Annotated in this window: 16 protein-coding genes; 8 read left to right on the top strand and 8 right to left on the bottom strand. The window is 64.6% G+C overall.

Annotated features, from left to right (window positions below; translation table 11 throughout):
- Positions 1–128: 128 nt before the first annotated feature.
- A complete protein-coding gene (locus FFS60_RS13810) occupies positions 129–2,999 on the top strand; it encodes an EAL domain-containing protein (protein ID WP_371926424.1) in 2,871 nt (956 codons plus the stop codon).
- A gap of 252 nt (positions 3,000–3,251) precedes the next feature.
- Here the strand turns inward: FFS60_RS13810 and yegQ are convergent, their stop codons facing one another.
- Positions 3,252–4,577: a tRNA 5-hydroxyuridine modification protein YegQ gene (gene yegQ / locus FFS60_RS13805; protein WP_137822287.1), complete on the bottom strand. Its 1,326-nt coding sequence runs from the start codon at positions 4,575–4,577 to the stop codon at positions 3,252–3,254.
- A 183-nt stretch (positions 4,578–4,760) separates the two neighbouring features.
- Positions 4,761–6,185, bottom strand: a complete 1,425-nt coding sequence (zwf, locus tag FFS60_RS13800) for a glucose-6-phosphate dehydrogenase (RefSeq protein WP_218570596.1) — start codon at positions 6,183–6,185, stop codon at positions 4,761–4,763.
- A gap of 196 nt (positions 6,186–6,381) precedes the next feature.
- On the opposite strand from zwf, the gene hexR reads away from it, so the two are divergent.
- Entirely contained in the window at positions 6,382–7,248 is an 867-nt protein-coding gene (gene hexR / locus FFS60_RS13795) for a transcriptional regulator HexR (protein WP_028626963.1), read from the top strand.
- A gap of 46 nt (positions 7,249–7,294) precedes the next feature.
- On the opposite strand, the gene FFS60_RS13790 is transcribed toward hexR, so the two are convergent.
- Positions 7,295–7,669, bottom strand: a complete 375-nt coding sequence (locus FFS60_RS13790; protein ID WP_028626962.1) for a co-chaperone YbbN — start codon at positions 7,667–7,669, stop codon at positions 7,295–7,297.
- 191 nt (positions 7,670–7,860) lie between these two features.
- Here FFS60_RS13790 and FFS60_RS13785 point away from each other — a divergent pair, with 191 nt between their 5' ends.
- Positions 7,861–8,082: a PA3496 family putative envelope integrity protein gene (locus FFS60_RS13785; RefSeq protein WP_081667902.1), complete on the top strand. Its 222-nt coding sequence runs from the start codon at positions 7,861–7,863 to the stop codon at positions 8,080–8,082.
- Here FFS60_RS13785 and FFS60_RS13780 read toward each other — a convergent pair.
- Positions 8,024–8,971 carry a LysR family transcriptional regulator gene (locus FFS60_RS13780; RefSeq protein WP_162144802.1) on the bottom strand — a complete coding sequence of 316 codons (948 nt, stop codon included), beginning with the start codon at positions 8,969–8,971 and terminating at the stop codon, positions 8,024–8,026. The genes FFS60_RS13785 and FFS60_RS13780 overlap by 59 nt on opposite strands.
- 201 nt (positions 8,972–9,172) lie before the next feature.
- On the opposite strand from FFS60_RS13780, the gene FFS60_RS13775 reads away from it, so the two are divergent.
- The 3 genes from FFS60_RS13775 (at position 9,173) to aqpZ (ending at position 13,262) form a co-directional block, all read left to right on the top strand.
- Complete coding sequence (locus tag FFS60_RS13775) at positions 9,173–10,588, top strand: acetyl-CoA carboxylase biotin carboxylase subunit (RefSeq protein ID WP_028626960.1); 1,416 nt, start codon at positions 9,173–9,175, stop codon at positions 10,586–10,588.
- Positions 10,589–10,604: 16 nt separating this feature from the next.
- Positions 10,605–12,410 carry a sodium-extruding oxaloacetate decarboxylase subunit alpha gene (oadA, locus tag FFS60_RS13770; RefSeq protein WP_137822286.1) on the top strand — a complete coding sequence of 602 codons (1,806 nt, stop codon included), beginning with the start codon at positions 10,605–10,607 and terminating at the stop codon, positions 12,408–12,410.
- Between the two features lie 162 nt (positions 12,411–12,572).
- Positions 12,573–13,262 carry an aquaporin Z gene (gene aqpZ, locus FFS60_RS13765; protein ID WP_028626958.1) on the top strand — a complete coding sequence of 230 codons (690 nt, stop codon included), beginning with the start codon at positions 12,573–12,575 and terminating at the stop codon, positions 13,260–13,262.
- A 165-nt stretch (positions 13,263–13,427) separates the two neighbouring features.
- On the opposite strand, the gene FFS60_RS13760 is transcribed toward aqpZ, so the two are convergent.
- Entirely contained in the window at positions 13,428–13,694 is a 267-nt protein-coding gene (locus tag FFS60_RS13760) for a hypothetical protein (protein WP_137822285.1), read from the bottom strand.
- A gap of 394 nt (positions 13,695–14,088) precedes the next feature.
- Between FFS60_RS13760 and FFS60_RS13755 the strand changes: the two genes are divergently transcribed.
- Complete coding sequence (locus tag FFS60_RS13755; RefSeq protein ID WP_028626956.1) at positions 14,089–14,529, top strand: CBS domain-containing protein; 441 nt, start codon at positions 14,089–14,091, stop codon at positions 14,527–14,529.
- A 209-nt stretch (positions 14,530–14,738) separates the two neighbouring features.
- On the opposite strand, the gene FFS60_RS13750 is transcribed toward FFS60_RS13755, so the two are convergent.
- Together FFS60_RS13750 and FFS60_RS13745 are read right to left on the bottom strand one after the other, a co-directional pair.
- Positions 14,739–15,722, bottom strand: a complete 984-nt coding sequence (locus FFS60_RS13750) for an asparaginase (protein WP_137822284.1) — start codon at positions 15,720–15,722, stop codon at positions 14,739–14,741.
- Positions 15,723–15,817: 95 nt separating this feature from the next.
- On the bottom strand, positions 15,818–17,257 hold the full coding sequence (locus FFS60_RS13745; protein ID WP_028626954.1) for a sodium:alanine symporter family protein: 1,440 nt from the start codon (positions 17,255–17,257) through the stop codon (positions 15,818–15,820).
- A 185-nt stretch (positions 17,258–17,442) separates the two neighbouring features.
- On the opposite strand from FFS60_RS13745, the gene FFS60_RS13740 reads away from it, so the two are divergent.
- Positions 17,443–18,261, top strand: a complete 819-nt coding sequence (locus tag FFS60_RS13740) for a helix-turn-helix transcriptional regulator (protein WP_028626953.1) — start codon at positions 17,443–17,445, stop codon at positions 18,259–18,261.
- A gap of 132 nt (positions 18,262–18,393) precedes the next feature.
- Here FFS60_RS13740 and FFS60_RS13735 read toward each other — a convergent pair whose 3' ends face one another.
- On the bottom strand, positions 18,394–19,068 hold the full coding sequence (locus tag FFS60_RS13735) for a GNAT family N-acetyltransferase (RefSeq protein ID WP_137822283.1): 675 nt from the start codon (positions 19,066–19,068) through the stop codon (positions 18,394–18,396).
- Positions 19,069–19,075 lie beyond the last annotated feature (7 nt).

The raw sequence follows: 19,075 nt of genomic DNA, 5'->3' as shown, positions 1-19,075 counted from the left end.
TCCTAAAGTTGGGGGACGCTCGTCTGGAACCTCGCACATAAAGCTATTGCAGCTTCTTCCCGCTCGGGTAAGCTCCGGGCTCGCTTAGGCAGACCACTACAAAAAAAGCGCCTATGACCGCTAATTCAATGCCCGTCGGCCCGGCCCTGTCCCTGGCTGACAACCGCGAGATCCGCCAGCAGTTCGCGACCGACATTGCGGCCGAACGCACGCGCCTCCTTTATCAGGGGTCCCAGGTTCCGACCCTGTTCATGCTGCTCAACGGCCTGGCCTGCGCCTATCTGCTCTGGGCGCCGGGCAACAGCCTGCTGCTCGGTGGCTGGCTGGCCTGGCTGGTGTTGCTGGCCGTCCTGCGCCTGACCCAGGTGGCTGCCTTCAAGAAAGCCCAGCCCGCCCAGCAGGCCTGCCCACGCTGGCGCCGCGCCTTCCTCCTCGGCGCGGGTGCTTCGGGTCTGACCCTGGCTTTCGCCGCCGTGGCGCTGGTGCCGCCGGACGCCTTTGTGCAGCAGGCCCTGGTCTATGGCCTGATCGCCGCTGCCATTCTCTCCGCCAGCGTCGCCTACGCCGTCAGCCTGTCGGCCTTCCTGACCTTCGCCTTGCCTTGCCTGCTGCCGTCGATTACCTGGCTGCTGCTGGGCGATACGCCGCTGCTCCGCGGGTGGGGCGTGCTCGGGGTGATACTCGCCGCCTCGCTCATGGTGGTGGCCTGGCAGGTCAACCGGCTGGTGCAGCGCAGCCTGCTGCAGCGCTTCCAGAACCTGGCGCTGATCAGTCACCTGGAAGCAGCCAAGGGACGCGCCGAAGGCCTCAATGAAGAGCTGGCCCGCGAGGTGGAGCAGCGCCGTCGTGCCGAACGCGAGTTGCGCCGCACCCACGCTGAGCTGGAAATGCGCGTGGCCCAGCGCACCCTGGAGCTGGCGGACGCCAGCCATGCACTCTCCAAGAGCGAAGCGCGCCTGGCACTGGCGCTGGAGGCCAGCGAGCTGGGGCTGTGGGACTGGAACCTGGAAACGGATGAGGTCCATCACTCCCAGCTCAAGGCCATTTTTGGCATTGAGGCCGAGGATGTGACCCGTGTGCTCAGTGACCTCAAGCCGCGCCTGCACCCAGACGACTTGCCGCTGTTGCGCCGGGCCCTGGTCGAACACCTCAAGGGCCGCACCGATGGCTACTCCATCGACTACCGGGTACGCCACAACGACGGCCACTGGGTCTGGGTGGAGGACCGCGGTCGGGTGGTTGAGCGCGATGGCGACGGCAAGGTGCTGCGCATGCTCGGCACCCGCCGCGACATCACGGCGCGCAAGCTCCGCGATGAAGAGCAACGCCTGGCGGCCACGGTGTTCGAGGCGGCCAGCGAGGGCATCGTTATCCTCGATCCCGACTACCGGGTGATTCAGGCCAACGCGGCCTTCAGCCAAGTCACCGGTTATCGCCAGGAAGAAGTCATCGGGCGCAGCGTCGCTACCCTCATTGGCAGCCGCGAGGCGCGCCGCCGCTATCACCTGATCCGTGAAGAGCTGGAGCAGCGCGGCAGCTGGCAAGGCGAGCTGGTGGATGCGCGCAAGAGCGGCGAGCTCTACCCCCAGTGGCTGCAGCTCAACGTGGTACGCGACTCGCGGGGCAATGTCAGCCATATCGTCGGCTTCTTCGCCGACCTCACCGCCCGCCGCGAGGCGGAGGAGCGCCTGCGCTACCTGTCCAACTACGATGAACTCACCGGGCTGGCCAATCGCACCCTGTTCAAGGATCGCCTTCACGAGGCCAGCCAGCGTGCCCGCCAGAGTGGCCGCAGCCTGGCGCTGCTGCACATCGACCTGGACCGGTTCAAGGTGCTCAACGATAGCCTCGGCCATGAAGTGGCCGACCAACTGCTGCGCCAGGTCAGCCGCCGCCTGACCCAGGCGGTGCCGGAAGCCGACACGATCGCACGCCTGGCTGGCGATGAGTTCGCTGTGATCTTCGACGCCTATGGCAGCGTCGCCAGCCTGGCGCGCCAGGCCAGTCGCCTGCTCGGCAAGCTGCGCATGCCGATGACCGTGGGCGGCCACGAACTGGTGATCAGCGGCTCCCTTGGCATCAGCCTGCTGCCGGACAACGCCCGCGATATTTCCGCCCTCATCAGCCAGGCCAACATGGCCATGCAGCACGCCAAGCACCTGGGCGGCAACACCTTCCAGTTCTTCACTGACAACCTGCAGGCCTGCACCCTGGAGCGCCTGCAGCTGGAGAACCAGCTGCGCAAGGCCATCGAGGAAGGTCAGCTGGAAGTTTTCTACCAGCCGAAGCTGGGCCTGGCCGATAACAGCCTGAACGCCGCCGAGGCGCTGGTGCGCTGGCGCCATCCGCAGCAGGGGCTGGTGCCACCCGGGGATTTCATCGGGCTGGCAGAAGAAACCGGGCTGATCGCCCCCATCGGGGAATTCGTGTTGCGCCAGGCCTGCCAGCAGGCCCGTGAGTGGCAGCGCCAAGGCCTGGCGGACATCCGTGTTTCGGTGAACCTGTCGATGCACCAGCTGCGTCAGGGCAACCTGGTCAGCCTGATTCGTCAGGTGCTGGAGGAAACTGGTCTGCAGGCGCGCCTGCTGGAGCTGGAGCTGACCGAAAGCCACCTGCTGGAAAATGTCGAGAACGTCATCGCCACCTTCCACCAGTTGCGTCAGCTCGGCGTGAAGCTGGCCATCGACGATTTCGGCACCGGCTATTCATCCCTGAGCTACCTCAAGCGCTTCCCGGTGGACTACGTGAAGATCGACCAGACCTTCATCCGCGACCTCTCCGCCGGTAGCGAGGACGCCGCCATTACCCGCGCGATCATCGCCATGGCCCACAGCCTGGAGCTGAAAGTGGTCGCCGAGGGCGTGGAAAACCAGGAGCAACTGAACTTCCTGCGCAGCCAGCGCTGCGACGAGATCCAGGGCTACCTGATCAGCCCGCCAGTGGAAGCACCGCAGTTCGTACGGCTGCTCAAGGAGCAGGCCACCGCGCTCTGGCGCTGACGCCGACGCAGCTCGCGCCAGGCCGTAGGATGGGGCGGGCGGCGTTCCGCGAGCCCGCGAAACCCATCAACTGAGGTCCGCATGGGTTTCGTTCCTCAACCCATCCTACGGGGCTGGCATTGAGGCTGGCGCCAGTACGCCCATGCGGGAGTCGATCCGGTGGATATCGCTTTTCATATCCACCAGCGGAGTCAGGCGGAACCGCGATGGCGGACCGTTGACGCGTGGACCACCCTCGGGCCTGCGCCTGAGTCAGGCGCTTGCAGTGGTACGGCTGTTGCCGCTGCTGAACCAGCGCAGCAGCAGGGCGTTCTCCAGGGGCAGGTCCGCAGGCAGCGGCACGTACAGCGTGTGGCCGTCCCCCGGTGCTACGGCCTTGCGCTCGCCGAAGCGGTTCTCCAGCGCTTCCAGGCGGAAATCCAGGTTGCCCTGTGGGGTCATCAGTTGCAGGCGGTCGCCGACCGCGAAGTGATTCTTCACCCGTACTTCCGCCAGGCCCTGGCGAACCACCCCGGTCAGCTCGCCCACGAACTGCTGGCGCTCGGCCAGGGAGTAGCCGTGTTCGTAGTTCTGGTACTCGTCGTGTACGTGGCGGCGCAGGAAACCCTCGGTGTAGCCGCGGTTGGCCAGGGACTCGAGGTCGTCCATCAGGGCGCGGCCGAAGGGGCGGCCGGCAACGGCGTCATCGATGGCCTTGCGGTAGGCCTGGGCGGTACGCGCCACATAGAAGTGCGATTTGGTGCGGCCCTCGATCTTCAACGAGTGCACACCCATCTGCAGCAGCCGCTCGACGTGATGCACCGCGCGCAGGTCCTTGGAATTCATGATGTAGGTGCCGTGCTCATCCTCCCAGGCGGACATCAGCTCGCCGGGGCGATTGGCTTCTTCCAGCAGGAACACCCGGTCGCTGCTCGCGCCGCAGCCGAGGGTCGGCACTACCTGGCCCAGCTCATCTTCGCGCGCTGGTTGGGCGTTGTACTGCCAGCGGCAGGCGTTGGTGCAGGTGCCCTGGTTGGGGTCGCGATGATTGAGGTAGCCGGACAGCAGGCAGCGGCCCGAATAGGCCATGCACAGGGCGCCGTGGACGAAGACTTCCAGTTCCATGCCGGGCACCTGCTGGCGGATTTCGCCGATTTCCTCCAGGGACAGTTCGCGGGACAGGATCACCCGACTCAGCCCCTGCTGCTGCCAGAACTTTACGCTGGCCCAGTTCACCGCATTGGCTTGCACCGAGAGGTGGATGGGCATCTGCGGGAAATGCTCGCGAACCAGCATGATCAGGCCAGGATCGGACATGATCAGCGCATCCGGTCCCATGGCGATCACGGGCTCCAGGTCTTTGAGGAAGGTTCGTAATTTGGCGTTGTGCGGGGCGATGTTCACCACCACGTAGAAGCGCTTGCCAGCCGCGTGGGCTTCCGCAATACCGAGGGCCAGGTGGGTGTGGTCGAACTCGTTGTTGCGCACCCGCAGGCTGTAGCGCGGCTGGCCGGCATACACGGCATCGGCGCCATAGGCGAAGGCATGACGCATGGCCTTGAGGGTACCGGCGGGGGAGAGCAGTTCGGGGCTGTGCATGGCGCGGCTCGCGGTGTGTGGGCGATGGACGCGCGATTCTAGGGAGGGGGCGAGGGCGCTTTATTGCTCCAGAGCAATGCGCCGGTGCCGCCGCGGTGGATATCCGCCCGGTGGATTTCCACCGCAGCGGATGCTGGCCGAGCGAAGGGTGGACAGCGCTTTTCTATTCGCCAGCCGCGCGTGTCAGTCGTGCCACTGCCGGCCGTGCAGTTCCAGCAGGCTGTGGGCCTGTTCCGGCCCGGTGGAGCCGGCGGGGTAGGGGCGCGGGCTCTGGTAGTACTCGTGCCAGCCTTCGAGGATGGGGTCGACCCAGCTCCAGGCGGCTTCCACCTCGTCGCGGCGCATGAACAGCGTCGAATCACCCTCGATCACATCCAGCAACAGGCGCTCGTAGGCGTCCCAGCGACGCTGGTGGCTGAAGGCCTTGGCCAGGTTCAGGTCCAGCTCCACGGGCTCCAGGTTCATGCCCTTGCCAGGCGACTTGGCCATCAGTTGCAGGCTGATGCGCTCTTCCGGCTGCAGGCGAATCAGCAGACGGTTGGCCTCGCCATCGGCGAACAGGCGGTGGGGCACCGGCTTGAACTGGATGACGATCTCAGAGTACTTGCGCGCCAGGCGCTTGCCGGTGCGCAGGTAGAAAGGCACGCCGGCCCAACGCCAGTTGTCGATCTCCGCCTGCATGGCGACGAAGGTTTCGGTGTCGCTGTCGTTGTCGACGTTCTTCTCGAAGTAGTAGGCCGGCACTTCCTGGCCGCCGATCTTGCCGGCGCTGTACTGGCCGCGCACGGTCTTGTCGCGCACGTCCTGCCCGGAGATGGGTTTCAGCGCTTCGAGGATTTTCACCTTCTCGTTGCGTACCGCTTCGGCGTCGAAGCGCACCGGCGCCTCCATCGCCACCAGGCAGAGCAGTTGCAGCAGGTGGTTCTGCACCATGTCGCGCATGGCCCCGGAGCGGTCGTAGTAGGCGCCGCGGTTCTCCACGCCGAGGGTCTCGCAGACGCTGATCTGCACATGATCGATGTGCCCGGCACGCCAGATCGGCTCGAACAGGCCGTTGGCGAAGCGCAGGGCCATGAGGTTCTGCACGGTTTCCTTGCCCAGGTAGTGGTCGATGCGGAACACCTGGGATTCGTCGAACACCTTGCCGATGGCGGCGTTGATCGCCTTGGCCGACTCCAGCGAGTGGCCGATGGGTTTCTCCAGCACGATGCGCGATTGCGGGGTAGCCAACTGGGCGACAGCCAGGTGTGCGGCGACGTCCTCGAACAGGTCGGGGGCGGTAGCGAGGTAGTACACCCGCCCGCAGCCGGGGTCAGGCCCGAGGTAGCGGGCCAGGCGGCCGAAGTCGGCGCTCTGGGATACATCCATGGCGAAGTAGTCCAGACGCTCGGAGAAGCCCCGCCAGGCCTCGGTGGTGAAGTCGGCGCGGGCTACCTGGGCACGGCAACGGCGTTCGGCCAGGGCGCGGTAGCCGTCACGGTCAAGGGCGTTGCGGGCCAGGGCGAGGATGCGCATCTGCGGATGCAGGCGCCCTTCGCGATGCAGGTGATAGAGGGCCGGAAGCAGTTTGTGCAGCGCGAGATCGCCGGTACCGCCGAAGACGAGCATGTCGCAGGAGCTGGTCAAGGATGCGCTCTCCCTTCCTTGCACGCGGATAAAGGGTCGTTCAACTGGGCGGAAAAGCGGCTCATGTAGTATAACTACACGATCACTACAGCCTGGTTCAGCCGATCATAACCGAGTCGAGGCCCGTTGCATGACGGAAGAAACCGGCAAAACCCCCATTCCAGACAGAGCCTGCCCTGTGAATCTGCTGCAACATATCGCTCAGTCGCGGCATCTGCTGCGCAAGTCGGAACTGAAAGTCGCCGACCACGTCCTGCTCGATCCCGCCGCGGTCATGCACAGCTCCATGGCCGACCTGGCCCAGGGGGTCGGGGTCAGCGAACCTACCATCGTGCGCTTCTGCCGGGCCATCGGCTGCGGCGGCTTCCAGGATCTGAAGCTGAAACTGGCGCAGAGCCTGGCCGCTGGTGCCAGCTTCGGCCAGTTTGCCATTCACGAAGAGGACTCGGTCGCCGACTTCAGCCTGAAGATCTTCGACACCACCCTGCACACCCTGATAGAAGTCCGCGAGAAGCTCGACCCGGAAGCCCTCCAGCGTGCCATCGCCGCCTGTGCCCAGGCGCAGCGCGTGGAGTTCTACGGCTTCGGCGCTTCCGGTGCGGTGGCGGCCGATGCCCAGCACAAGTTCTTCCGCCTGCTGCTCACGGCGGCGGCCTACTCCGATCCGCATATGCAGGCGATGTCGGCGGTCACCCTGAAGCCATCGGACGTGGCCATCTGCATCTCCCAGTCGGGCCGCTCCAAGGACCTGCTGATCACCGCCAACCTGGTGCGTGAAGCCGGCGCCACGCTGATCACCCTCTGCCCGAGCCAGACCCCGCTGGCTGACCTGGCCACGGTGAACCTCGCCATTGACGTGCAGGAAGACACCGAAATCTACACCCCGCTGACGTCGCGTATCGCCCACCTGGTGGTGATCGACGTACTCGCCATGGGCGTCGCCATGGCCCGTGGCCCGACCCTGGTCAACCACCTCAAGAGTGTGAAGCGAAGCCTGCGCAGCCTGCGTCTATCGCCTAAATCGGTGAAGAGCGCCGAGGACTGAGTCGGGACCTGATCAAGCGAGTCGACGGCTTCCGACGCGCAGCCAATCAAGCCAGCCCCTGGCGTACCAGCAACCGCTCGATGGCTTCGATGAAGGGCCCGCTGCCCGGCCAACTGGTAATCCGTCCCAGCGGCCGGCCGTGGTACAGCGCGATAAAGGTCGGCACGCCGTGCAGGCCGAAGCGCAGGGCCAGCGCCGGGTCTTCTTCCACTTCGTCGTGCAGCCAGCGTACCTGCGGCCACTGGCAGCGCTCCTGGGTGCGCAGCAGGTCGTGCTTGGCGACATCGCAGAGCGGGCAGTCGTCCTGCCAGAGGTAGAGCAGCACCAGCCGTTGGCGTTCGCTGGCCAATACGTCATCAAGGATGCTGGCGCGCACCCGTTGGATCGGAAAGCGTTGGAAGAACTCGACGGCATTGCTCATGGCGTCCTCCAGCGGCATGACCTGCACACAGCTGAGCAAAGTCGGCTCGTGCCGGTCTGTCCAGCTATCAGCCTGATAGCCTGAAATCTCTGCTTCACCACAGATTCACCGAGCCTTCGCGAAAGCGTCACAGGTGCGGGTGATCCTGCGCCTACCAGCCTGCTTCCGAACCCCACCCAGGGAGAGATGCCATGCAACGCTTTCACGATGATTCCGCCCATCTGGACAGCAAGACCCGGCGCAAACTGGAGGACCAGCGGCGTATGCAATTCCGTCGCGCAATCGAAGACCGCTGCGAGCAGCGCCGCCTGCAGATGGAATGCTCGGACTACCCCTACCCCGAGCTGATCGCCGTTAACTACCTGTTGTCGTCAAAGGCAGTGCGCCGGAAAAGCGGTGGGAAAGCGCGCTGATCTGTGCGCGTTCTTCGCGGATAAAGCCTAGAAACGCCTGGGCGACCGGCGACAGCCGCTTGCCCTTGGCGTGTACCGCGCACCAGCTCCGATAGAGCGGCAACTCCTCCACCGGCAGCTCTCGCAAGAGCCCTGTCGCCAGTTCCAGGCTCACTGCGTGGCGTGGGATCAGGGCGATGCCAAGGTCGGCCACCACACATTCCTTCTGTGCATCCAGCGAGGCCACTTCCATGGTCTGGGCGAAGTGCGCGCGCTTTTGCTGGAAGTATTCCTCGCAGGCCTTGCGCGTGCCTGAGCCGGCCTCTCGCACCAGCAGGGTGTAGGGCTCCAGGTCCTTCAGCGTCAGTTTGGCGGCGTTGCACAGCGGGTGGTCGGGCGGCGCCACCGCAACGATCGGGTTGTTCAGGAAGGGCAGGAACTCCAGCGCCATGTCCTGGGGTACCAGGGACATGATCACCAGATCGTCGCGGTTGTCCGAGAGCCGCTTGATCACCTGGGCGCGGTTGGTCACCACCAGGTGCAGGCTGACGTCCGGATGCTGCTCGCGGAAGGCGGCGAACAGGTGCGGCACGAAATACTTGGCGCTCGATTCCACCGCCAGGTTCAACTGGCCCTGCAGGGAGCCCTGCAGATCAGAGAGCTGCATGTCGAGGCTGGCCAGGCGCTGGAAGATGTCGCTGCTGGCGCGCATCAGCGCTTCGGCGGCGTCGGTCACGTAGAGCTTCTTGCCGACGTACTCGAACAGCGGCTGGCCCACCAGTTCTTCGAGCTGGCGGATCTGCAGGCTGACGGCCGGTTGAGTCAGTGCCATTTCCTCGGCCGCACGGCTGTAGGAGCGGCTTTCATACACGGCACGGAACACCTGGAGCTGGCGCAGCGTCATACGCAGCAGGGTCTTGCGCATCGATTTTGGCCTCGAGGGGTGGGCAGGGTTGCTGACTATAAGCTCAACCTAATGGATACCCCAATAATTATTGATTGGGGTTATTCCCGCTCGCGGCGTAGGGTAATGACGCGACCGCTACACGATCTGCGGTCACCCAACGACCGGCCCAGCCGTTCGCCTGTTCACTTGGTCGAGGGAAAGCTCGTGATCAAGAAAATCCTGATCGCCAACCGTGGTGAGATTGCCGTCCGCATCGTGCGCGCTTGCGCCGAAATGGGCATCCGCTCGGTGGCCATCTACTCCGATGCCGACCGGCACGCCCTGCACGTCAAACGTGCCGACGAAGCCCACAGCATTGGTGACGACCCGCTGGCCGGGTACCTGAACCCGCGCAAGCTGGTGAACCTGGCGGTCGAGACCGGCTGCGATGCCCTGCACCCGGGCTACGGCTTCCTCTCTGAAAACGCCGAGCTGGCGGACATCTGCGCCGAGCGCGGGATCAAGTTCATCGGCCCGAGCGCCGAAGTGATCCGCCGCATGGGCGACAAGACCGAAGCCCGCCGCAGCATGATCAAGGCCGGCGTGCCGGTCACCCCCGGCACCGAAGGCAACGTCGCCGACCTCGCCGAAGCGCTGCGTGAAGCCGAGCGCATCGGCTACCCGGTGATGCTCAAGGCCACCTCCGGTGGTGGCGGTCGTGGTATCCGTCGCTGCAACAGCCGCGAGGAGCTGGAACAGGCCTACCCGCGCGTGATTTCCGAAGCCACCAAGGCCTTCGGCTCGGCGGAAGTCTTCCTCGAAAAGTGCATCGTCAACCCGAAGCACATCGAAGCGCAGATCCTGGCCGACTCCTTCGGCAACACCGTGCACCTGTTCGAGCGCGACTGCTCGATCCAGCGCCGCAACCAGAAGCTCATCGAGATCGCCCCCAGCCCGCAGCTCACCCCCGAGCAGCGCGCCTACATCGGTGACCTCTCGGTGCGGGCGGCCAAGGCCGTGGGCTACGAGAACGCCGGCACCGTGGAGTTCCTGCTCGCCGAGGGCGAGGTGTACTTCATGGAGATGAACACCCGCGTGCAGGTGGAACACACCATCACCGAGGAAATCACCGGCATCGACATCGTCCGCGAGCAGATTCGCATTGCCTCGGGCCAGGAGCTCTCGGTCAAGCAGGACGACATCATCCATCGCGGCTTCGCCCTGCAGTTCCGCATCAATGCCGAGGACCCGAAGAACAACTTCCTGCCGTCCTTCGGCAAGATCACCCGCTACTACGCCCCCGGCGGCCCCGGCGTGCGCACCGACACCGCGATCTACACCGGCTACACCATTCCGCCGTACTACGACTCCATGTGCCTGAAGCTGATCGTCTGGGCACTGACCTGGGAAGAGGCCCTGGACCGCGGCCTGCGCGCCCTCGATGACATGCGCGTGCAGGGTGTGCGGACCACCGCGCCCTACTACCAGGAAATCCTGCGCAATCCCGAGTTCCGCAGCGCCGAGTTCAACACCAGTTTCGTCGAGAGCCATCCGGAGCTGACCCAGTACTCGATCAAGCGCAACCCGTCGCACCTGGCTATCGCCATCGCCACCGCCATCGCCGCCCACGCCGGCCTGTAGGGGAAGGATTCAGAACATGAGCAAGAAGATCTCCATCACCGATACCATCCTGCGCGATGCGCACCAGTCCCTGCTGGCCACCCGCATGCGCACCGAAGACATGCTTCCGATCTGCGACAAGCTCGACAAGGTCGGCTACTGGTCGCTGGAAGTCTGGGGCGGCGCCACCTTCGACGCCTGCGTACGCTTCCTCAAGGAAGACCCGTGGGAGCGCCTGCGCAAGCTCAAGGCTGCCCTGCCCAACACCCGCCTGCAGATGCTCCTGCGCGGCCAGAACCTGCTGGGCTACCGCCACTACGGTGACGACGTGGTACGCGCCTTCGTCGCCAAGGCCGCGGTCAACGGCATCGATGTGTTCCGCATCTTCGACGCGATGAACGACGTGCGTAACTTGCGCGTCTCCATCGAAGCGGTGAAGGCGGCCGGCAAGCACGCCCAAGGCACCATCGCGTACACCACCAGTCCGGTGCACACCATCGACGCCTTCGTGAATCAGGCCAAGACCATGGCTGCCATGGGCGTCGACTCCATCGCCATCAAGGACATGGCCGGCCTGCTGACCCCGTACGCCACCGGTGACCTGGTGAAGGCCCTTAAGGATGCGCTGCCGCTGGAAATCGTGGTGCACTCCCACGACACCGCCGGCGTGGCCAGCATGTGCCAGCTGAAGGCCGTCGAGAATGGCGCCGACCGCATCGACACCGCCATCTCCAGCATGGCCTGGGGCACCAGCCACCCGGGCACCGAGTCCATGGTCGCCGCTCTGCGCAACACCCCGTACGACACCGGCCTGGATCTTGAGCTGATCCAGGAAATCGGCATGTACTTCCACGCCGTGCGCAAGAAGTACCACCAGTTCGAGAGCGAATTCACCGGCGTGGATACCCGCGTGCAGGTCAACCAGGTGCCGGGTGGGATGATTTCCAACCTGGCCAACCAGCTGAAAGAGCAGGGCGCGCTCAACCGCATGGCCGAAGTGCTGGAAGAGATCCCGCGCGTGCGCGCCGACCTCGGCTTCCCGCCCCTGGTGACCCCGACTTCGCAGATCGTCGGCACCCAGGCCTTCTTCAACGTGCTGGCCGGTGAGCGCTACAAGACCATCACCAACGAGGTGAAGCTCTACCTGCAGGGCCGCTATGGCAAGGCGCCGGGCGAGATCAACGAGCAACTGCGCCGCCAGGCCATCGGCAACGAAGAAGTCATCGACGTGCGTCCGGCCGACCTGATCAAGCCTGAGCTGGACAAGCTGCGCGCCGACATCGGCAGCCTGGCCAAGTCCGAAGAGGACGTGCTGACCTATGCCATGTTCCCCGACATCGGCCGCAAGTTCCTCGAAGAGCGTGCAGCCGGCACCCTGAAACCTGAAGAGCTGCTGCCCATCCCCAATGGCCAGCGCGCAGCTCCGGTCGGCGGCGAAGGCGTACCGACCGAGTTCGTGGTGGACGTGCACGGTGAGAGCTACCGCGTCGACATTACCGGTGTGGGTGTGAAGAGCGACGGCAAACGTCACTTCTACCTGTCCATCGATGGCATGCCGGAAGAAGTGGTATTCGAGCCGCTCAACGAGTTCGTCGCAGGCAGCGGCAGCAAGCGCAAGAGCGCCAGCGCCCCGGGCGATGTCAGCACCACTATGCCGGGCAACATCGTCGACGTGCTGGTGAAGGAAGGCGATCAGGTGAAAGCCGGTCAGGCCGTGCTGATCACCGAGGCGATGAAGATGGAAACCGAGGTCCAGGCGCCCATCGACGGCACCGTCAAGGCCGTCCACGTTGCCAAGGGCGACCGGGTGAACCCGGATGAAGTCCTGATCGAAATCGCCTGATTGCTCTGAAGAGAGTCCCCTAGGGAGCCGCAAGGCTCCCTTTTTTATTGAGGCAAGATGCCGGGTGCGAGCCGCTGATCCGGGCGCAGCTTGATGTGCCGCCTACACTGCATGCTGTCGAGCCAGACAGCCGGTCTGGTTTTCCTGAAAGGAAATCAGCATATGAAAGCATGTGGAGCCGAGTTTCTGGGTACCTTCTGGTTGGTGTTGGGCGGCTGTGGCAGCGCGGTGCTGGCGGCCGCCTTTCCAGAGCTGGGGATTGGTTTGCTGGGTGTGTCGCTGGCCTTTGGCCTGACGGTGGTGACCATGGCCTACGCGGTGGGGCATATCTCCGGAGGGCATTTCAATCCGGCGGTTTCGGTCGGGCTCTGGGCTGGCGGCCGTCTGCCGTTGGCCAAGTTGCTGCCCTACATCGTGTCCCAAGTGCTGGGTGGCCTGGCGGCTGGCGGCGTGCTTTATCTGATCGCCTCCGGCAAGGCTGGTTTCGATCTGTCGGCCGGCTTCGCCTCCAACGGTTATGCCGAGCACTCCCCCGGCGGCTATTCGCTGACTGCGGCGGCCATCTGCGAAGTCGTGATGACGGCGTTCTTCCTGCTGATCATTCTCGGCTCTACATCCAAGCGGGCTCCGGCCGGATTTGCGCCCTTGGCCATTGGCTTCAGCCTGGCGCTGATTCACCTGATCTCGATCCCTGTGACCAATACTTCCGTCAACCCGGCGCGCAGTACGGCGGTAGCGCTCTACGTCGGAGATTGGGCGGTCAGCCAACTGTGGCTGTTCTGGCTGGCACCGATTGCCGGTGCGCTGATCGGTTCGTTGCTGTACCGGTTGATTGCCAGTGAGCAGGATTGAAGTTGGGCGGTAAGTTGGGTCAGGCGCGTGGCACTTTGGCCACAGAGGGCGCAGTAGCCTGACCCTTATCCAGGCCGCGCTCCTGTGGCGCGGCCGGCAAGCACCCGGCCGCTGGAAAGGTGGAGTCGTTTGGGGACTTTGGCAGAGACCGGGGGGCTGCTCGGGCTATTGCTGCTTGATGTCCCGAGCGGTGTCGCGTGTCTCCTGCTTGGTGTCGCGCTTGTCCTGGCGGCACTCTGCACGGCTCGCTTCATCTCCCTCCTTGCACTCTTCCTTCGTTTCCCTTGCAGCGTCGCGCCCCTCCTGCTTCGTATCTCGCGATTCTTGGCGTTGATCGGCCTGCTCGGTGGCATAAGTCGGCGTCGATACCCACTGCAGGCCAGCGGCGACGGCGAGGGTCGCCAGGGCCGTCAAGACGTTCTTGGCAATCATGATTCTCCTCCTGTTCAAGAGTACGAAATCACTTCGTTGCCCAGTCATGAACCACACACGGCCCCGGACTCCTCCCTCACTGGGGATCTTCCAGGAGTACTTCTTGCTCAGAGCTTTCGCTCACAACCCACAAAGGCATGCCGAAGGACAGCAAATTCAACGGTAGGTCCACATGGGCTGCCCTGCAAGGGCAGTCAGCCCATTGCTCCTGCGATAGTCCCGTGGGGAAGCCGCAAGGTGCCTATTTTCATGGGGGGGTGGATGCAGGCGAGTTCAGCGGTTCGCCGGCTCAATGAATTTTTCAATCACCGCCATGCAAATCGCTTCTTGGCGCTGGCTGCATGGTCGCGCGCACTCTGGCCTTCCAGTCGACGCCAGCAGAGGAGACCCCACCATGAAAACCGTCGCACAGATGCTCCGCGCCAAGCCGCAACAGAGCGTTCACACCATCGATGCCGACGCACCGATGCTCGAGGCACTGCGGTTGATGGCCGGGCAGAACATCGGCGCCCTGCCGGTGATCGAAGGGCGGCGCCTGGTGGGTATCGTCAGTGAGCGTGACTATGCGCGCAAAGGCGTGCTGCAAGGGCGCTCATCCGTGGCGACGGTGGTGCGCGAGTTCATGACCGAACCGGTACTGACGGTGACGCCGAAGCAGAGCATCCGCGAATGCATGTCGCTGATGACCGACCAGCACATGCGCCACCTCCCGGTGGTGGAGGGCGGCGAGTTGGTCGGCCTGCTGTCTATCGGCGACCTGGTGAAAGAGGCCATGGCCGAACAGGACGACCTGATCCTGCACCTGGAGCAGTACATCCGCGGCGAAGTGGCCTGAGTCCTCCCTATGCACCTTCGTTCCAGCGCTGCACTCGACCCCTGCGTAGGATGTGGTTGAGCGAAGCGAAACCCATCAGACGGAGTTGGTGGATGGAAGAGTGCCATCCACCCGACGGCGAATCCGCTGTTTCGGGCAGGATTTCGTAGGGTGGACCACGCTTCATCGGTCCACCATCGAGGTTCAACTGAGCACTTCCCGCCCTGTGCTCAGTCCGCCATTTCCCCGCACAGGTCCACGGCAAACCACCGCTCCACCTCTTCCTGCCGCAAGCCTGCACCGAGCAGGGCGAACAGCTTGCCCAGCGCCGCCTCGCGGGTCATGCCGCCGGCAGGTACCAGGCCGGTGGCCAGCAGTTGGCTGCCGGCGGCGTAGACACCCGCCTGCACATGCCCGGCCGGGCACTGGCTGGTGGCGGCCAGCACGACTCCGCGCTGGTGGGCGGCACGCAGGACGTCCAGCAGGGCCTTGTCGTCCGACGGACCGGTACCGCTGCCGTAGCATTCCAGCACCAGGCCTTGCACACCGCTGCCGAGCAACGCGTCCACATGGCTGGCCGCAAGGCCGGGGAACAGCGGTAGCACCGCGAGGTTCACCGGCTGGCGCGGGGTGCGGTAATCGACGCCGGCTGGAATGGAGTCGGCGTGCTTGCCGCCACGCGGGCGCGGCAGCTCGGCGAAGGCGTCGAAGGCCTCCGAGCGCAACTTGCTGGTGCGGGCGCCATGCAGCAGTTCGCCATTGAAGAAGAGGTGCACGCCGGGGGCGACTCCCGCCTGCAGCGCGTTGATGGCGCCCAGCAGGTTCGGCCAGGCATCGCTGCCTTCGCTGCCGGCCGGCAGCATGGCGCCAGTCAGTACCACCGGTACCGACAGGCCGAGCAGCAGGAAGCCAAGGGCCGCCGCGCTGTAGGCCAGGGTGTCGGTGCCGTGCAACAGCAGCACGCCATCGTGGCCACGATCCACCGCCTCGACAATCGCGTCGCGCATGGCCAGCCAGTTGGCCTGGCGCATGTTGGCGCTGTCGATCAGCGGCAGCATTTCCTTGAAGTGCCACTCCATTGCCGTTCCCTGGCCGTCCAGCTGCTCGCGCATGCGAGCTTCGAAGCCGCTGGCCGGGGCCAGGCCTTCGGGAGTCTGCAGCATGCCGATGGTGCCGCCGGTGTAAAGCACGAAGAGGTTCTTCACAGCATTCATGGGTCTGGATAACTCGGAATATCAGGGTGCAGATACGACAGTGCCGCTCCCCGCGTCAGCGGAGGAGCGGCACCAGGTCTTGCCGGTACAGCGAATCAGCGGTGGCTCTGAGCCAGTTTGCCTGCCGCTTCGGTACTGGAGGTCTCCGCCTTTTTGTTCCAGGCGTCATGGTCGATGTCCAGGTCGGCGAACTTGCTGGCGTCGAACACTGGCTCTTCCACGCCGGCCTTAATCTGGGCGTCGTAGTCGTGCATCAGGCGCATGCCGATCTTGAACAGCAGGGCGATGGCCACCAGGTTCACCAGGGCCAGCAGACCCATGGTCACGTCGGCGAAGCCGAACACGGTGGACAGGTCCTGCATGGAACCCCACAGCACCAGGGCCATGACCAGCACGCGGTAGGCCTGGAGCAGGATGCGCTTGGTGCTGAAGAAGCTCAGGGCGTTCTCACCCAGGTAGTAGTTGTACACCAGGGTGGTGAACACGAAGAGCAGCAGCGCCACGCTCACGAAGATGCGGCCCCACTCGCCGACTTCCGCCGCCAGGGCGGTTTGCGTCAGCACGACGCCGGCCATCTCGCTGCCCGGCTGATACACGCCGGAGAGCAGGATGATCAGTGCAGTGCTGGTGCACACCAGCAGGGTGTCGATGAACACGCTGAGGGACTGCACGATGCCTTGGGCGGCCGGGTGCTTGACCTCGGCTACGGCGGCTACGTTGGGCGCGCTGCCCAGGCCCGCTTCGTTGGAGAACAGACCGCGCTTCACACCCATCAGGATGGCCGCGCCCACGCCGCCGGCAAAGGCAGGCTCCAGGCCAAAGGCACTCTTCACGATCAGGGCCAGGGTCGCCGGCACTTCGGTGAAGTTCATGCCGATTACCACCAGCGCCATCAGGATGTAGGTACCCGCCATGATCGGCACGAGGACGTCAGCCATGGCGGCGATGCGCTTGATGCCACCGAATACGATCAGGCCGATAACACCCACCAGGGCGACTCCGCTGATCCAGGTCGGCAGACCGAAGGTGTCATGCAGCGAGGTGGCCACGGTGAAGGACTGCACGGCGTTGAAACCGAAGCCGAAGGTCACCAGCAGCAGGATCGAGAAGATCACCGCCAGCCAGCGCTGGCCGAGGCCATGCAGGATGTAGAAGGCCGGGCCGCCACGGTAGGTGCCATCGGCTTCGCGACGCTTGTAGAGCTGGGCCAGGGAGCACTCGAAGTAGCTGGTCGCCATGCCCAGCAGCGCCACGACCCACATCCAGAACACCGCGCCCGGGCCGCCGAGCATGATGGCGACCGCGACACCGGCGATGTTGCCTGCGCCCACGCGGCCGGCAACCGACAGCATCAGAGCCTGGAAGCCGCTCAACTGGCCTTCCTTGCGCTGCAGCGCCTGGCCGAAGATGCGGAACATGTCGCTGAAGTAGCGGAACTGGACGAAACGGGAGCTGACGGAGAAGAAAAGACCGAGTCCGACGAGGACTACGATCAGCAATTTGCTCCAGAGGAGGTCATTGAGGAAATCGAGCATGGCGATTCACCTGATCCAGTTGTTGTTGTTGGCAATCAGCACAGCGGCCAGGACGGGAGCGCCGCTTTGCTGGGAGGGTTGCGCATGTTTGTGCAAGGAAAGGCACGGGGCAATTTCGCAGGTTGCACCTAATTGGCGCGACTTGACGCTATAATCGCGCCACTCGCATCCACTTGGGCGGCAGCATGGCAGAGTATCTCGGCAACAATTTGAAACTTCTGTGCAGCCACTACCGCTCTATTGCGGAGGTTTGCCGCAAGCTGGGCATCAATCGGGCGCAGTTCAACAAGTACCTCAACGGCCAGAGCCGGCCGACTGCCTACAACCTCAAGCGCATCTGCGATTTCTTCGGCGTTGAGGACTACGAACTGGGCCTGCCGCCGGAGCAGTTCTCCCGATTGCTGGGCACACGCCCGGTCGGCCAGGCGGGTGACGGGCGCTCCGACCCGCTGATGGAACTGCTCGCCCCTCTGCGCGAGCAGTCCGGCAACCTGTCGCGCTACTGCGGTTTCTACTTCGAATACTCCAACTGCATGTCGGTGCCTGGCACTGTCCTGCTCTCCCTGGTGCGCCTGTGGGAAGACGACGGCAACTTCCTCTTCGAGCGCCAGGAACGCCAGGAGCGCGTCGGCAGTGTCGACGTGCAGGCCGAAGATTGGGTGCGCTGCCGTTACCTGGGCGCGGCCTTCCAGTTGCAAGACCGGCTGTTCCTGATGGATTACGAGTCGCTCACCCTGAACGAGATGAGCCAGACCATCCTCATCCCCAGCTACAAGAGCCGCATCACCCGCCTCAATGGCCTGAAGACCGGCGTCTCCAGTGGCGACCGTCGTAATCCGGCCTGCACCCGCGTGGTCTGGGAATACCTGGGCCCGGAAATCAACCGCGTCGCCGCCTACCGTCAGGTGAAGCTCTACCGCCCTGACGACCCGCGCATCGACGACGACGTGCGCCAGCGCCTGGATGTGGCGCCGCTCAAGAACGGGTTGTTCGAAATCGAGTGACGATAGTGGCAGGGTGCGCCGAGCGCACTGGAGCCGCTTTTGTAGGGTGGGCCACGCTCCACCGGTCCACCATCGGGGTTCGGATGGACTGCGCCGGTGGATAGAAAAGCGCTATCCACCCTTGGGACTGGCCTAGCTCCTGAGCTCTTCCAGCGATTGGCGCTGGCGCCCCTCGCTATCGAAGTTATCCACAGCCAGCCAGCGCTCGAAGGCCTCGCGGCACGTCGGCCAGTCGCCGTCGATGATGGAAAACCAGGCGGTGTCACGGTTCTGGCCCTTGACGATCATGTGCTGGCGGAACAGCCCTTCATAGCTGAAACCCAGGCGCTCGGCGGCGCGCATGGAGCGGGCGTTGTTGGCGTTGCACTTCCATTCCAGGCGGCGGTAGCCGAGGTCGTCAAAGGCATGCCGGGCCAGCAGCCAGACGGCCTCTGTCGAGCCCGGCGTACGCTGCATGGCCTTGCCGAAAGCGATGTGGCCGATCTCGATGGCACCGTCCTTCGGGGCGATGCGCAGGTAGCTGAGGATGCCGAGCGCGCGACCGCTGGCGAGGTCTATCACCGTGTAGAAGAGCGGGTCGCGGCTCTCGGCATTGCCCACCAGCCAGGCATCGAAGGGCTCGCGGCTGGCAAAGGGGCCGTAGGGCAGGTAGTCCCAGAGCGCTGGGTCAGGCCCTTGCAAGGCTTCCCAGAGGTCATCGCCGTGGCGCGCGATGTCCAGCGCCTCCAGGCGCACGAAGCGGCCCGGCAGCGGGGTGTGGGCGGGGGCAGGGCGGGGCTGCCAGTGGCTCAGGTCTTGAGTGGTCATGGCGCTC

It is taken from the genome of Pseudomonas sp. D(2018) (assembly GCF_005502555.1).
Lineage (GTDB): Bacteria > Pseudomonadota > Gammaproteobacteria > Pseudomonadales > Pseudomonadaceae > Metapseudomonas > Metapseudomonas resinovorans.
The sequence above is the reverse complement of the archived record's forward strand: the minus strand, read 5'-3'. Positions and strand labels throughout refer to the sequence as shown.

What these genes read in the sequence shown, in the direction of transcription:
- yegQ (WP_137822287.1), bottom strand. Translation starts at nt 4,577, where the DNA reads ATGCACAGCCCCGAACTGCTCTCCCCCGCCGGTACCCTCAAGGCCATG.
- FFS60_RS13750 (WP_137822284.1), bottom strand. Translation starts at nt 15,722, where the DNA reads ATGAATGCTGTGAAGAACCTCTTCGTGCTTTACACCGGCGGCACCATC.
- FFS60_RS13735 (WP_137822283.1), bottom strand. Translation starts at nt 19,068, where the DNA reads ATGACCACTCAAGACCTGAGCCACTGGCAGCCCCGCCCTGCCCCCGCC.
- FFS60_RS13810 (WP_371926424.1), top strand. Translation starts at nt 129, where the DNA reads ATGCCCGTCGGCCCGGCCCTGTCCCTGGCTGACAACCGCGAGATCCGC.
- FFS60_RS13785 (WP_081667902.1), top strand. Translation starts at nt 7,861, where the DNA reads ATGCAACGCTTTCACGATGATTCCGCCCATCTGGACAGCAAGACCCGG.
- FFS60_RS13760 (WP_137822285.1), bottom strand. Translation starts at nt 13,694, where the DNA reads ATGATTGCCAAGAACGTCTTGACGGCCCTGGCGACCCTCGCCGTCGCC.
- FFS60_RS13745 (WP_028626954.1), bottom strand. Translation starts at nt 17,257, where the DNA reads ATGCTCGATTTCCTCAATGACCTCCTCTGGAGCAAATTGCTGATCGTA.
- FFS60_RS13790 (WP_028626962.1), bottom strand. Translation starts at nt 7,669, where the DNA reads ATGAGCAATGCCGTCGAGTTCTTCCAACGCTTTCCGATCCAACGGGTG.
- aqpZ (WP_028626958.1), top strand. Translation starts at nt 12,573, where the DNA reads ATGAAAGCATGTGGAGCCGAGTTTCTGGGTACCTTCTGGTTGGTGTTG.
- FFS60_RS13755 (WP_028626956.1), top strand. Translation starts at nt 14,089, where the DNA reads ATGAAAACCGTCGCACAGATGCTCCGCGCCAAGCCGCAACAGAGCGTT.
- zwf (WP_218570596.1), bottom strand. Translation starts at nt 6,185, where the DNA reads ATGCTCGTCTTCGGCGGTACCGGCGATCTCGCGCTGCACAAACTGCTT.
- FFS60_RS13740 (WP_028626953.1), top strand. Translation starts at nt 17,443, where the DNA reads ATGGCAGAGTATCTCGGCAACAATTTGAAACTTCTGTGCAGCCACTAC.
- oadA (WP_137822286.1), top strand. Translation starts at nt 10,605, where the DNA reads ATGAGCAAGAAGATCTCCATCACCGATACCATCCTGCGCGATGCGCAC.